13 protein-coding genes are annotated in these 13,434 nt (G+C 36.5%); 10 read left to right on the plus strand and 3 right to left on the minus strand.

Annotated features, from left to right (window positions below; genetic code table 11):
- Positions 1-75: 75 nt before the first annotated feature.
- The 6 genes from EHR01_RS14855 to EHR01_RS14880 all read left to right on the plus strand — a co-directional run bounded on the left by EHR01_RS14855 (position 76) and on the right by EHR01_RS14880 (position 6,676).
- Positions 76-2,058, plus strand: a complete 1,983-nt coding sequence (locus EHR01_RS14855; RefSeq protein ID WP_135695775.1) for a beta-galactosidase — start codon at positions 76-78, stop codon at positions 2,056-2,058.
- Between the two features lie 24 nt (positions 2,059-2,082).
- Entirely contained in the window at positions 2,083-2,973 is an 891-nt protein-coding gene (locus EHR01_RS14860) for an LIC_10030 family protein (protein ID WP_135695777.1), read from the plus strand.
- A 12-nt stretch (positions 2,974-2,985) separates the two neighbouring features.
- Positions 2,986-3,828 (plus strand): inositol monophosphatase family protein, encoded by an 843-nt coding sequence (locus EHR01_RS14865; protein WP_135695780.1) that lies wholly within the window; start codon positions 2,986-2,988, stop codon positions 3,826-3,828.
- Positions 3,829-3,936: 108 nt separating this feature from the next.
- Positions 3,937-4,512, plus strand: coding sequence for a superoxide dismutase (locus tag EHR01_RS14870; RefSeq protein WP_135695782.1), 576 nt, complete (start codon positions 3,937-3,939; stop codon positions 4,510-4,512).
- A gap of 111 nt (positions 4,513-4,623) precedes the next feature.
- Complete coding sequence (locus tag EHR01_RS14875; RefSeq protein ID WP_135695784.1) at positions 4,624-6,006, plus strand: anthranilate synthase component I family protein; 1,383 nt, start codon at positions 4,624-4,626, stop codon at positions 6,004-6,006.
- 64 nt (positions 6,007-6,070) lie between these two features.
- Positions 6,071-6,676, plus strand: a complete 606-nt coding sequence (locus EHR01_RS14880) for an anthranilate synthase component II (RefSeq protein WP_135695785.1) — start codon at positions 6,071-6,073, stop codon at positions 6,674-6,676.
- Positions 6,677-6,740: 64 nt separating this feature from the next.
- Here the strand turns inward: EHR01_RS14880 and EHR01_RS14885 are convergent, their stop codons facing one another.
- Positions 6,741-7,964 (minus strand): LIC10025 family lipoprotein, encoded by a 1,224-nt coding sequence (locus EHR01_RS14885; RefSeq protein ID WP_135697378.1) that lies wholly within the window; start codon positions 7,962-7,964, stop codon positions 6,741-6,743.
- Positions 7,939-8,367: a hypothetical protein gene (locus tag EHR01_RS14890; RefSeq protein ID WP_135695787.1), complete on the minus strand. Its 429-nt coding sequence runs from the start codon at positions 8,365-8,367 to the stop codon at positions 7,939-7,941. Before EHR01_RS14890 ends, EHR01_RS14885 begins: the two co-directional genes overlap by 26 nt.
- On the opposite strand from EHR01_RS14890, the gene EHR01_RS14895 reads away from it, so the two are divergent.
- Positions 8,366-9,280, plus strand: a complete 915-nt coding sequence (locus EHR01_RS14895) for an SHOCT domain-containing protein (protein WP_244310136.1) — start codon at positions 8,366-8,368, stop codon at positions 9,278-9,280. The two genes, EHR01_RS14890 and EHR01_RS14895, sit on opposite strands and share 2 nt — an antisense overlap.
- On the opposite strand, the gene cysE is transcribed toward EHR01_RS14895, so the two are convergent.
- On the minus strand, positions 9,277-9,993 hold the full coding sequence (gene cysE / locus EHR01_RS14900) for a serine O-acetyltransferase (RefSeq protein ID WP_135695789.1): 717 nt from the start codon (positions 9,991-9,993) through the stop codon (positions 9,277-9,279). The genes EHR01_RS14895 and cysE overlap by 4 nt on opposite strands.
- 361 nt (positions 9,994-10,354) lie before the next feature.
- Here cysE and EHR01_RS14905 point away from each other — a divergent pair, with 361 nt between their 5' ends.
- The 3 genes from EHR01_RS14905 to EHR01_RS14915 are packed head-to-tail and all read left to right on the plus strand — an operon-like array spanning position 10,355 to position 13,429.
- Complete coding sequence (locus tag EHR01_RS14905; protein ID WP_208721792.1) at positions 10,355-11,284, plus strand: site-2 protease family protein; 930 nt, start codon at positions 10,355-10,357, stop codon at positions 11,282-11,284.
- Positions 11,281-12,678: an NHL repeat-containing protein gene (locus tag EHR01_RS14910; RefSeq protein ID WP_135695793.1), complete on the plus strand. Its 1,398-nt coding sequence runs from the start codon at positions 11,281-11,283 to the stop codon at positions 12,676-12,678. The genes EHR01_RS14905 and EHR01_RS14910 overlap by 4 nt, the downstream gene beginning before the upstream one ends.
- Before the next feature lie 55 nt (positions 12,679-12,733).
- Positions 12,734-13,429, plus strand: a complete 696-nt coding sequence (locus EHR01_RS14915) for a hypothetical protein (RefSeq protein WP_135695795.1) — start codon at positions 12,734-12,736, stop codon at positions 13,427-13,429.
- Positions 13,430-13,434 lie beyond the last annotated feature (5 nt).

Consider the following 13,434-nt stretch of genomic DNA (forward strand, 5'->3'; position numbering starts at 1 on the left):
TATTTGATTGAAAGGGGTGTTTTCTGATTCAGTCTGTGTCACAAGATAGATTCTGCAATCGCAAAAAGGAAAAATATGATCTTTGGCGCCTGTTATTACCCCGAACAATGGAACCCTAAGGATTGGGATGAAGACCTAAAAATTATGAAAGAGATGGGTCTTTCGTCGGTAAGACTCGCAGAATTTGCTTGGGGACTCATGGAACCCAAGGAAGGAAAATTCGATTTTTCTTTGTTTGATGCGGTTTTAAAAAAAGTGCAAGACCACGGAATGACTGCCATTCTTGGTACACCAACAGCTACCTTTCCGCCTTGGTTGTACAAAAAATTTCCAGAAATTGTTCAGGTATCTAAAGATGGGATCATTAGAGGGATTGGAACTAGACGCCAGGCTTGTTTTTCATCTCCTGCTTATCAAAAAGCAACGGAACGAATCGTTACTGCAATGGCCAAACATTTTGGAAACCACCCAGCAGTTGTCGGATGGCAAATTGACAATGAACCAGGGCACGAAGGATCCGATGTTGATTATTCACCCTTAGCATTAAAGAACTTTAGAACTTGGTTAAAGGCAAAATACAAAACTTTAGATTCGCTTAACAAACGTTGGGGGAACGTTTTTTGGGGAGTTTTATACACTGATTGGAACGAAATTCCATTGCCAGCGGCTCATGTGGCTAGTAATTTCAACCCGGCAATGATCCAAGATTATTATAGATTCCAATCGGACGAACTAGTTTCTTACATTCATTTCCAAGCAGAAATATTAAGAAAATACAGCAAAGGAAAACCACTCACTACAAATCTTTATCCTTCTCCATTTTTACCAATCACTGATATGGAAAAGTTGTTTTCCAAATTGGACTATGTGTCTTGGGATAACTATCCTGTCTGGGGAAACCAACAAGAACCATATCCACATCCATTGGTGACTGCCACACAACAGTATTCGAGAGGTTTAAAAAACAAACCATACACTGTGATGGAACAATTCTCTGGTGTACAAGGTCATGATACTTTAGGTTATCTTCCACCACCAGGGCAAATTGGTCTTTGGCTCACGCAAGCCATTGTGAACGGTGCGAATCAAATCTATTTCTTTCGTTACCGCACGGCACGTTTCGGTCAGGAACAACTTTGTTATGGAATTTTGGATCACGGAAAAAGAAAAACAGCCAAATATTTTGAGTTAAAAAAAACAATAGAAGATATCAATGAGTTTGCTTCGGATATTGCTGATTCACCTTACAAAGCTGAAGTGGCAATTTTACACGATATTGAAAATTCACGTAATTACAAACACCAACCTTTGAGTGATGGTTTAAAATTTTCACCGGTTCCCTTTGCCCAAGTCGGATACGATATTGAACTTGCTACTTGGTTTGCAGGGACCAATGTTTTAAATGTAAACGCTCATTCTCTTCCCATTAGTGCAGAAAACGATTGGTCAAAGTATAAAGTATTAACATTGCCACTTTATACAATGTTCGATCCATCGATTGTAGAAAAATTAAAAACTTACGTAACAAATGGAGGAACTTTGGTTCTTGGTTATCGGGCGGGAATCAAAGACAAAGACCATTGGATGGTAGAAGAGCCAGTTCCGGGAGTTTTTGGAGAAATGACTGGAGTGGAGGTGTTTCAGTTTGAAGCACCAGCAACAGACAAAGTGGGAATTCGAATGGGAATTTTACCGCTTAAGGGATCCAAGTTCTGTGAAATTTTGGAGCCAACAACTGCCAAAGTCGTAGCTAGATACAATGATTCAAAAAAGTTTTATTCCGGTAAAGCTGCGATCACTGTGAATTCTTTTGGTAAAGGAAAAGTTTATTATGTGGGAACCTCTCTCACACCTGAAAGTTTTATTTTATTGTATAGAAAGATATTGAAGGAAGCAGGGGTTCCCTTTGGTTTTCTTGGTGCGACAATTGAACGTCATTACCGAGAAGGAAAACAATTCAATTATGAAATTACAATGAACCACTCTAACCGATATAAGTTGGCGGGACTTTCGATTTTAAAGCCGTTTGGTTACAAAATCAAAAGAATTCCCAAATAAAACTTTGGTATTTTAAAATAGAAAATGAGAATACAAGATTTTAAAACAATCAATCGGATTTTAAACGAAACATCCGGAAAAAATAAACCAGGTGAAATTTATGTGGATAATCTACATACACCTTACATTCAGTTTCCTGATCGATTTGTTATCCCAGGTACTTCAGTCACACAACCCGAGTTTGGTGATATCAAAGATTTTGTTCAAACTGTTTTAAAGTATATTCCTGAAGCCATAGAAGGAACTTGTTTATTACCCGAACCAAGACCCAAACGAGAAACAGGAAAATTGTTTTTTGTTCGGCCTATGTTATTTGGATCTTCCCGTTTTTTATATGTGTTTTCTGTGGATATGTTGTACTTGGGTGGGGCAAAGTCGGAAGAAATCAAAAAACCTGGCTCACAAAATATGACTCCTTCCATTATCACTGATCGGTTGTATTTTCAAACCAAAATCATTCACCTTCATTCCACGAAAGAAGATGGGGAAGACATTACTGACTTTGAAGCAAAACGATTTCAGGGTGGGATATTTCGTGTTGAATCGGAAAAAGATGATAACAAACCAATCCGAAGGTTTTCAGAAATTTTTGATGAAATTGATTTTTCGGAAACGGAATCGAAAATCCGAGAAGAATTAGGTATTAGCTCTGAAGTTTGGAAATTAGGTAGGATCTATTCTCCGATCGGAATTGATTATTTGTCTTTGTCCCTTCGGTTTTTAATCCCTAGTTTGCCAAAAACCATCCAACAATTTAAAAATTTTTATCCAATCCTCACCGAAACAGAAGCAGGAATTCCTGAAGATACGTTAAAAAAATATCATGAATATCTCACTTCTTTTGAAGTGGAAAGGACACAGTCGAAGTCCGGTAATATTTTATGGAAAGTCATTCAAAAATCATCCGATAAATAAAAAGTAGGTAGTATGGGAATCTCTTCACCAACCATTAATTTCCCCGTAGATGAAACCATCAAACGGATCGAATACGTAAAAGCAAATGCGATGGGTATCATCCATGAAGCTAAAAAAATCCAACGAGAAGTTTCTTCAATTCGTTCTGAAACGGATGCAGATGAGAAAGAACGTATTGATGCCGCCGATGGAAAACTAGGTGATATTTTGATTCGTTTTTTACAGAAGTCTTTTCCGAAAGATGGAATCATTTGTGAAGATAAACCTGCCATTGATGGTGGTGACTTTAAATGGGTTTTGGATCCAGTGGATGGTTCGATGAATTTTGTTCGGGGACTTCCTTTGTATGCCATTTCGTTTGGATTGGAACATCGAGAAACACCCGTTGGTGGTGTGGTCATTGTCCCTCCTCAAGAATCTGTATACTCCGCTGTTTTGGGTGAGGGCGCTTATAAAAATGGAGAACCCATTGTTACTTCCAGAATTTCCGAACTAAACCGAGCCATTTTTTCTCCCAATCTTCCCACAAAAAGAGCTCATATGATCCAAGAGATTATGGCTGACTTATCCGGGTTTTTAACCTATGCAAGGTCCTTTCGTAGAACGGGTTCTTTTGTTTTGGATGCATGTTTCATTGCAGAAGGTGTGATGGATGCCATTTGGGAAAAAACTGTCAAACATTGGGATGTTTCAGCCATTTCAGTGATTCTAACGGAAGCAGGTGGAAAATTGACCGACTTAAATGGAGTCCATTATTATACAGGACTTCCTGAGTTAGTAGCTTCCAATGGAGTTTTGCACTCGGAAATTTTAAATTTATTAAAGACAGTTCGTTCTACAGTCAGTCGAAATTAATAGAGGCGAACGATTAGAATCGTTCTACTTTTTTAGTTTACGATTTGCTTTTGCGATCCATACTAGATACAAAATACAATTACACTTGAATCCATCAGGAGACCGATCATGGAACATAAACTCCCAGAACTTCCTTATGCAAAGGATGCACTTCTTCCGCACATTTCACCTGAAACTTTAGAGTTTCATTATGGAAAACACCACCAAACTTACGTTACAAACCTCAATAACCTCATCAAAGGAACTGAGTTTGAAAATGCAACACTTGAAGAGATCGTAAAAAAATCATCTGGTGGAATTTTTAATAACGCAGCTCAAATTTGGAACCACACTTTCTACTGGCATTCCCTTTCCCCTAAGGGTGGCGGAGCTCCTACAGGTGCTGTTGCTGATTTAATCACAAAATCCTTTGGGTCTTTTGATGTGTTTAAAGAAAAGTTTTCTCAATCTGCCATTACTAACTTTGGATCAGGTTGGACTTGGCTTGTCAAAAAAGGTGACGGTGTTGAAATCGTGAACACAAGCAATGCGGGTAGCCCTTTGAAAGATGGACTCCAATCTTTGCTAACAATCGATGTTTGGGAACATGCTTACTATATTGATTTCCGCAATGCTCGTCCAAAATACGTAGAAGCATTCTGGAATTTAGTAAACTGGGACTTTGCAAACCAAAACTTAAAATAAGAACGGATTTAAGAATCGCACAGCAAAAGGCAGGTTCCGGAATCCGGACCTGCCTTTTTTATTTCATTAAAAGATTCAAAATGAATCTTGGTACCTAATACAGAGTTTTTTATGAGCCAAACACTTCCGAAAATCAAGATCCCCAAAAAACCAAATTACACTTCTCTAACCTTGCCGGAAGGAATCGAGTTTTGGGAACTCTTTCGGGTCATTGAAGCCAAATATGAGAATTGTTTCCTACTCGAATCAGCAGGGGACAACCAATACGACTCTCGTTACTCTGTGATTGGATTCCAACCTTCTCATCTCTTTTTGGGAGAACCTGGAATTTTAGAAATCGATGGTAAAAAATATTCTGTTGAGAATCCTTATTTTGCTCTACGGGAGCTTACGGATTATAATTCGCTAAGCATTAGTTATGCGGGTGGATTTGTCGGTTATCTTGGTTACCAAAGTATGCAATTCTTTGAGCCAAAACTGAAGCTCGAACCACATCCTGATTTTCCGGCTATGATTTTTGGATTGTATTTGGATGGACTCATTTATGACAAATTTACTGGGGAACTCATTTACTTTGATAATGGAACCAACCGCATCCAAGAAGTGAATTTAATCTTAGAACAGATAAAAAAAGACAAATCCCAAAAACCACAAGCAAAGGTTTCTTTATTGCAGGCTGGTTTATCTAAGGAAGTTCATAAGCAGATGGTGGAAGAAGCTTTAGAAGAAGTAAAAGCGGGAAACACCTTCCAATGCCAAATTGGATTTGAAGAATTATATAAAGTAGAAGGAAACCCATTAGCAATTTACGAGACACTAAGGGAAATCAATCCATCTCCTCATATGTATTATGTAAAATTTGGATCTCGTGCTATTTTGGGTGCAAGCCCAGAACTACTCTTTCGTTTGCGCCAAGGAGAAATGGAGTCTTTTCCTTTGGCAGGAACCACCAAACGCGGAGTTGATGCTAAAGAAGATACTCTTCTTGCTCGTAAACTTTTAACCGACCCAAAAGAAATTGCAGAACACAATATGTTAATTGATCTCCATCGTAATGATGTGGGGCGAGTGGCAAAATTTGGCACAGTGAAAGTGCGTAGGCGTTTTGATGTGAAAAGGTTTTCTCATGTGCAACATATCTCTAGTGAAGTGGTAGGAATTCTTTCTTCAAAAGAAGATATGTTTTCGGGATTAGCTTCTTCGTTTCCAGCCGGTACTCTTTCCGGTGCACCCAAAATTGAATCGATGAAAATCATTGAGAGAATTGAAAAATCACCTCGCGGGCCTTATGGCGGAGCTGTGGGAAGTTTTGGTTTGAATGGAGATTGTACCTTTGCCATTCCGATTCGAAGTTTTTTTGTAAATGGAAACAAAGGATTTGTTCGTGCTTCAGGTGGGATTGTTTTTGATTCCAAACCAGAAGACGAATACCAAGAAATCATCAATAAAATGGCTTCGGTTCGCAAAGCTTTAGATTTGCATAAAGCTCCTTAGTGGAGTAGCAAACCAAAATGACAAAACAAAGTTGCCGGTATAACAGGGAAACGGAGAAACCAAAATGAAAGTGCTCATTCTAGATAATTATGATTCTTTTACATTCAATCTATACCAAATCGTAGGCGAAATCCTCGAAGAGAGAGAAGAACTTTTTCAATTGGATGTTATCCGAAACGATGAAAAACCTTTTGAATGGATTAAATCAGCTAACTATGATAAGATTATCATTTCACCTGGTCCGGGCCATCCTGCAGACCCCGCTTATTTTGGAGTGAGTGCCGATATTCTAAAGGAATTGGGTAAAACTACGCCTGTGCTTGGAATTTGTCTCGGAATGCAAGGAATGGCAACTGTGTTTGGTGGCGAAGTGGTTCGAGCCAATGTAGCTATGCATGGAAAACTCTCACCTATTGAACATGATGGAAAGGGTGTTTTTTCTGGCTTAACACAAGGTATAGAAATTATGCGTTATCATTCCTTGGTGGCAAAAGAAACTTCACTCCCTAAGGATTTAGAAATCACAGCTCGGGTTTCTGCCGGGGAAGGGAAGGGTGAGATCATGGGCCTTCGTCATAAATCCTTAAAAATTGAAGGGGTTCAGTTCCATCCAGAATCTTTTGGTTCAGAAGAAGGCAAAGACTTACTGAGAAATTTTATTAATTCTTAGTTTTGCCATCTAACGAAAACTAGTGGATATTCAATTTAAAAAGTAGAATCAATTTTTTTTGATTCTACTTTAGATCCTTTAACATTGCTTCTTCCCAGGAAGCAAAAAAATCAAAATCGTTACTTGCCTTTTGGGAATCGTCTCCACCAAACAATGAAAACCGTTTTCGTTTGATTTCATTATAAGTAGTGATTGTATTAATTTGACCCTTTTCAGTTTTTCTAAAGGTAACATGGATTTGTGATCCACCCCGGCCTTGGGTTCCTTGGATGAGTAGGGTGAAAAAATCACTAAAGTATTCATCCATATTTCCTGGGATGAAAAAATTTACAAAACCCTGAGGAATGACATAGAAAAAATTTCCATTAATTTCTTTTTTTCCAATGCGTACAAAATGTCCATCTAGTGTGTCTGTTTGTTTATCAAAAGTTGTTTTTAGTTTGTATTCCAAATTTTGAATTTTGGCTGTAATTCCAAATGATTTGATTTCAATATCACCCAAAAAATGAATCTCTTTTGGAGATACAAAATATTCTTTAGGTGGATTGATGGGAAAATGAAATTGGATGGTTTTCCCTTGGTTTGTAATTTTTAATTTATGGGTTGGATTGAATTTGTCCCAGATTTCAAGGTTTAATCTGGTTTTTTCCAATCTTGATCCTGTTCGTTTATAAAAACCAGGAAATTGCGCTTTGGTATCATCATTGATTGTAAATTCCAATGTATGCCATTCTGCATTTTCTGTGACATGGCATTGCATAACGTCACAAAGAAATTGAAGGTTTTGTGATGTTGACTTTAATGATTGATAAGCATTATGATCATCAATTGCTAAAGCAAAATCGTGTAACCAAGTAAAAAAATCTCTGGGTTGATATCCGTTTAACTTATGGATGATTTTTCGTTCCACAGTGTATATTTCTTTTTCCTCCCAAAGTTTTGGAGTGAATGTTACTTTAGCCAGATAATCATATTTAGGTGGTTCTGGTTCATTCCAATGAAGATTCCAGTTTTGTTGTTGATCCAGTGTTCCGTAGAGAGAGAGGAAAGGATATCCGTCGGCTGTTTTTAGGAGTTGTGATTCATTTTCTTCACTTAAACTACCAGCAAGTGCAGCAAAGTAGATTTCATTTTTGGAAGTAGATTTTATAGAACGTTGTAAATGGTCATAACCTTTCCAAAATTGATAATGGTTTTCATTTTTTTGAAAACAATTTGTGACAAAGAAAAAAACGAAAGCCCAGATTAGATATTTTTTTATGTTATAGTTCTTTTTTGAGAATACCATATATTTCTTCGATGAGATCATTCTCCATATGTTCCTGATATGAGGAAAAAATCAATTTGCCTGATTTGTTATAAATTCTTAAATACGATTCGCCTTTTCTTAGACCATCAGTTAGATGTCCTTTTCGATCTAAAAGAATACTTTCGTATTGTTTAGTTTTTGATTCTTCTAAATAATCTTCTACAAGTTTGTTGGTTTCACGAAAATCTAAATAGAGCAGGAACTGAACTTTGGAACTATCCTTCCAAAGTAAATTTTGCATTTTCCAATATAATTTTCTGCCAAGTTTTCTACAAAGTTCAAGGTCGCGAAGAAAACAGCCCATTATGACCACTGGTTTTCCTTTCACTGAGGTTTCAGAATACGATTGCCCATATTGGTCCTTCATGTGAAATTGTGGCATGGGCTCTGCACTCCATTCTTCGTTTGAAGCAAACAATAATGCCAATACAAAAAGAACCAACCGAGTCACGGTTTTTAATGTATTCATGAATTCATTAACGGCAAGTGCAAAAATTTCCATCGTTTTGATTCCGATTTTTTTTATTTTGGGATGTTCCAGTTTCACTAGTAAGATCAAATTGATTGATTCTTCCGCATCTTTGGCTTTTTTTGAAGTAGAAGAAGAGGAATGGAGGAATATTTTTCCCGAAGAAATTTCTAAACTGAAAATCAATACCAAAAATTTTGAGGCGCTACCAACCGTTTTAAAGTCCATTCAATACAAACGCGGAGTCCTTGCGTATGAAGATTGGGAAGTCCTGGTTCCAGATTCCTTTCTTCCTGAAATCCAAAAGTTTGCAGAGAGAATTGTAACAAACCCAGAACCCAAGGTATATTTGTGTATTTTTAAACTAGATGATATTCTTTCTCCCAATGTTAAAATTTTAAAAACAAGTTTTTATATTTTAGGAACAGAAGAGGGATTGGTTTTGTTATTTCACGAGATCAATACAAACATCAGTTTTCAAACACAGTATTCATTTGAAGACTGGGTGATTTTTCATCCTACAGAAATCAAACCAATCTACCGGCCAGAACTTTGGTTAAAAGACAAACAACATACTAGTATTTATAAAAATAGAAACTTATCAAAAAATTCCATTTATGGAAACGTTGTTGTGTTTAATGTGCCGGCCTTAATGCCTAATCCTCCTCTTTTTCGGTATCCAAAAGAAGAGGAGAATCCTCCTCCAACCGACCAGTGGAAAACAGTTCCCGAAAAACTAAAAGCCTTAGAGGAAATGAGAAAGAATCGGCTCATTACTGATGAAGAATATGAAAGGAAAAAAACAGAACTCTTAAAAGAATTTTAAATTCCGTCTCCATGAATGAACTCTTGGATGAAACGGTCATCTTCTGGAGCATCTGTGGATGATTTTTCTAGAAGTTGTTGTTTCTCATATAATTTGTTAATGAGTTGTTGTTGTGTTTCCACTTTTTCCAGTAAAACAGAAAAAACTTTAGCAATTGGATCCGGCATTTGATTGTGTTCTAACATTTGTTCCACGCTGTCAGAGGCAACGTCGCCTGCTTTGACAACTTTTCCTGGAATTCCAACCACAGTGCAACCAGCGGGAACATTTCGCATAACAACTGATCCAGCACCGACACGAACATGATCTTCGACTGTGATATTTCCGAGAACTTTTGCACCTGCACCAATTACGACATTTTTACCAATGGTAGGGTGCCGTTTGCCAGATTCTTTTCCTGTTCCTCCAAGTGTCACTCCTTGGAAAATCAAAGATCCGCTTCCTACGATGGCAGTTTCTCCGATGACAACTCCGGAGCCGTGGTCGATAAAAACTCCTGGGGCAATTTTTGCGCCAGGATGGATATCAATCCCGGTTAAAAACCTGCTAATGTAATTTACGAGTCTTGGAATGATGGGCAATCGGAGTAAATAAAGCAAATGTGCAAATTTATGCAGCCATAGGGCATGTAGACCAGGGTAACAGAGAACAATTTCCAAATAGGATTTTGCTGCAGGGTCAAATTTTTTGATGATTCTTATATTTTCGAACATTGATTAGTTGGTTTTAAAATTACTGATTAGACGAGTCAACTTTTCCGAAGGTTGGGAAAGATTTAATGGAGATTGGGATTGTGGATGGGAACAGAAAATTCACTTGTTCAATGGATTTCCATGACCTGAATTGCGGAAGAAATTTTTCTTTTTTGTAAATTCCGAAAATCACAAAGAACTTTGCCAATTTGATTGGAAATGACACAGTTTTTTCAAATGCTCATAGGATCGTTAATCTCTGAATGAAGTTCAGTTTGATCGATACTTGTCAAATTTCTAATGGCAATTCTGTTTCTAATTGATTCTATAGTTAGGTTTTGTAATCTTTCGAGTAGAAATAAATTTCTAGGTTGTTCCGACTTTGGAATCAAAAAAAACAATACACATTCTTCTATTTATCTTAACTTTTTTTACGTTAACATTCTCAGATATTTTTCTAAATCCTCAGGTTCCGCAAACATTAGAGAATTATAAACTTATGTTTTTTGAGAACTGGCCATACTCTGCTTCACTTTTGTTGATACTACTGGCTCATGAAATGGGACATTATCTTCCAGCAAGATTTTATGGAGTAAAAGCAACGTGGCCTTTTTTTATTCCATTGCCAGTTGGACCAATTGGTACTATGGGTGCTGTTATCCAAATCAAACAACAGATACCAGACAAAAAAGTATTATTTGATATTGGAATCGGTGGACCTACCGCGAGTTTGGTTCTTTCGATGGTTGCCTGGTTAGTGGGTATTAGTCTATCAAAGGTTATCGAAATTCCGCCTGATTTCGATCGTTCTGGTTTTTTATTTTTTGGAGATAGTTTGTTCACTTATTTTACAACACAATGGATTCTTGGACCCATTGATCTTTCGACAATGGATATCCAAGCACATCCGCTTGCAAAAGCAGGGTGGGTAGGACTTCTCATCACAGCAGTAAATCTTTTGCCTTTTGGACAATTAGACGGAGGACATGTCATATACTCCATGTTTGGCGAAGAATACCGAAAATGGATTCATCGTTTATTTGTATTATTTCTTATTTTTTCCTTAATTCATTTTACTTGGTTACTTTGGGGTTTTATCATCTATTTTGTTGTTAAGGTAGAACATCCATTTATCAGCGATTCTGTGTCAGGGATTGGAAAATTTCGATTTTATTTTGGAGTTACAATGTTAGTAGCATTCCTAATTATTTTTGTTCCGAAACCAATTATATTAGGATCAGAGTTTAATGATTCTTCATTACTCAACGATATTTTTCGTCTGATGACTCATTACATTGGATTGGAATTATGATTCGTATTTTATTTTTATTTTTAGCACTTTCACTGAGTCTTTTTGCGCAAGAGAGCAAAGAATACAAACTTTCAGACAAAGCATATGGTCTTGCTTGGGATGGAGTTAATTTTTGGTATATTGATACCAATCGTCGCGCCATTATCAAAATCAATGAAATTGGCGAACAAGAGATTTTTAACTTAGGACTTGCTAACCTTCGTGGAATTAGTTTTGATTCTCGCGAGGGAAAACTCCTTGTTGTAGCGCCAAAACAAATTTTGAAATTGGATCCAAATTCCGGTGGTATCACTGACAAAATTCAAATTCCCCTTTCAAATGTGGCAGGGATTGCCAGCGTAGGAAACTATTATTATATTTTAGATTTGGATTCAGGAAAGGTTCAAATTTATGACCAGTCTTCTTCACTTTTAATTGGTGGTTTTTTTACCGATCGAACAAGACCACGTGACATTTGTTATGGGAGAGATTCATTATGGATCTCTGATTCAGCTGACAATAGTATTTATCGATACGACACCAAATCCGGTAAAATCACTGGATCCATTAAAACAAATCTTCGTTCTGTGCGTGGGGTTTTACTCAGTGGCTCTAAACTTTGGGTGGTCGATCGTGAAAATAAAGAAATTAAAAACATTCCCTTCATTGAAACAGAACGATTCATTGCTTCTGGTGAAGAAGAATACAACTTAGAAGTATCATTAAAATTCAAATTGGATTCTGTTTCTTTGTCTAAGGCACAGATTGCAATTCTCCATCCACCTTCAAATGAACAACAAAGAATTCGTGGCGTAAAATTTACAGATGCTACTTACCAACCTTCGTTCATCCAACGAAATCGAGTGCATTTGAAAAAACTATCCATTGAAGATTTACCGGGAGAACAAATAGTAAAATATAAGTTTTCTTCAAAAAACCAATTTATCAAATATTATGTTACTGATGAATATTTAGATAAAGAGGCTGTGTATCCAGGGGATGTGACTGCTTTTTATGAAAAAACAAAAGAAGAGCTAAAACTTTTGCCCCGTGACTATTTGGATGCAATTTACCAGGCACGACAAACAAGTATTAGTATTAATGATTTTAAAGATAAAATGAAAGAATTAGGAGTACCAATCCAACCATTTCGAATGATTCGTTTTGAAAAAGGTAAACCAAAATCAATTCAAGATTCTCTTTCTATTTTTCTTTTGAGTTACGGTTGGATACCAATTGCTGATTTGGGACTGGGAAGTAATACGGACAAACGGTATTTCGAAAAAAAAGAAACGGATTTGATTTTATTTCAAAGTTTGAATTCCAAATCATCCATTTCTCCAGTATACTTTCGAAAGGATGTTAATTCAGAATGGGAAAATTTGCCTGCAGAAATTACTTATAAAATTAAGTAAACTTTCTGTATTCTTTTTAATCGTGTGTTCACCACTGAGTCAAAAAATTGATTCAGTGTTTGTCGACAAAACAATAGAAAGGGAAACAAAATTTCGAGATTTAGTTGAGTCTACTTGGATTCAATTTCCTAAATTGGGGTTGTATTGTGAAAAGGAAATTTCTTATCACAAAATCTTTTGTAAGATCCAAACTATTTTAAGTTTTCGAAAACTTTCAGAATATTTGGATATCCCGATTTTTGAATCCGGTCCACATACAAAATACTATCTAGAATTAAACTCGACCAATGCCTTCGGACATTATCATCCAGAATTTCCAATAAAACTGAGAGAATTTCTCCTTCCTGCAAAAACTAACAAAACTTTGTATGCAATCACTTTACCCATTTATGAAAGTTCGATTCGAAGCACAGCCCGAGAGTTTTTTATTGTTTATCAGAAATTAGATTCTAATCCTAAGTTTTTTAGAAAAGAAGCAGACCGTTATTTGATGTTAGTAGAAGAGGATCGATTTATTTTATTTTTGTATCCTGCTTTTACAGACAATGAGGATCCAGAAGAATCATCAAGATTTGTTTATAGGAAGGGTGATGAATCAATTGATGCTCAAATCGTGAAGGAACTTGTAGGATTTTGGCTTCGTAGAAAAGCAGATGGAACAGATACCGATTTTATTTTAGGATTAGTTGAATTACTTAAATTGTACGATTCGGAATTTTATTTGAACCGAACCGCACAGTCTCTCAATTAACTTTA

This window comes from Leptospira mtsangambouensis (assembly GCF_004770475.1).
In the GTDB taxonomy this organism is placed as follows: domain Bacteria; phylum Spirochaetota; class Leptospiria; order Leptospirales; family Leptospiraceae; genus Leptospira_A; species Leptospira_A mtsangambouensis.

What these genes read in the sequence shown, in the direction of transcription:
- EHR01_RS14855 (WP_135695775.1), top strand. Translation starts at nt 76, where the DNA reads ATGATCTTTGGCGCCTGTTATTACCCCGAACAATGGAACCCTAAGGAT.
- EHR01_RS14860 (WP_135695777.1), top strand. Translation starts at nt 2,083, where the DNA reads ATGAGAATACAAGATTTTAAAACAATCAATCGGATTTTAAACGAAACA.
- EHR01_RS14865 (WP_135695780.1), top strand. Translation starts at nt 2,986, where the DNA reads ATGGGAATCTCTTCACCAACCATTAATTTCCCCGTAGATGAAACCATC.
- EHR01_RS14870 (WP_135695782.1), top strand. Translation starts at nt 3,937, where the DNA reads ATGGAACATAAACTCCCAGAACTTCCTTATGCAAAGGATGCACTTCTT.
- EHR01_RS14875 (WP_135695784.1), top strand. Translation starts at nt 4,624, where the DNA reads ATGAGCCAAACACTTCCGAAAATCAAGATCCCCAAAAAACCAAATTAC.
- EHR01_RS14880 (WP_135695785.1), top strand. Translation starts at nt 6,071, where the DNA reads ATGAAAGTGCTCATTCTAGATAATTATGATTCTTTTACATTCAATCTA.
- EHR01_RS14885 (WP_135697378.1), bottom strand. Translation starts at nt 7,964, where the DNA reads ATGGTATTCTCAAAAAAGAACTATAACATAAAAAAATATCTAATCTGG.
- EHR01_RS14895 (WP_244310136.1), top strand. Translation starts at nt 8,366, where the DNA reads ATGGGCTCTGCACTCCATTCTTCGTTTGAAGCAAACAATAATGCCAAT.
- EHR01_RS14890 (WP_135695787.1), bottom strand. Translation starts at nt 8,367, where the DNA reads ATGCCACAATTTCACATGAAGGACCAATATGGGCAATCGTATTCTGAA.
- cysE (WP_135695789.1), bottom strand. Translation starts at nt 9,993, where the DNA reads ATGTTCGAAAATATAAGAATCATCAAAAAATTTGACCCTGCAGCAAAA.
- EHR01_RS14910 (WP_135695793.1), top strand. Translation starts at nt 11,281, where the DNA reads ATGATTCGTATTTTATTTTTATTTTTAGCACTTTCACTGAGTCTTTTT.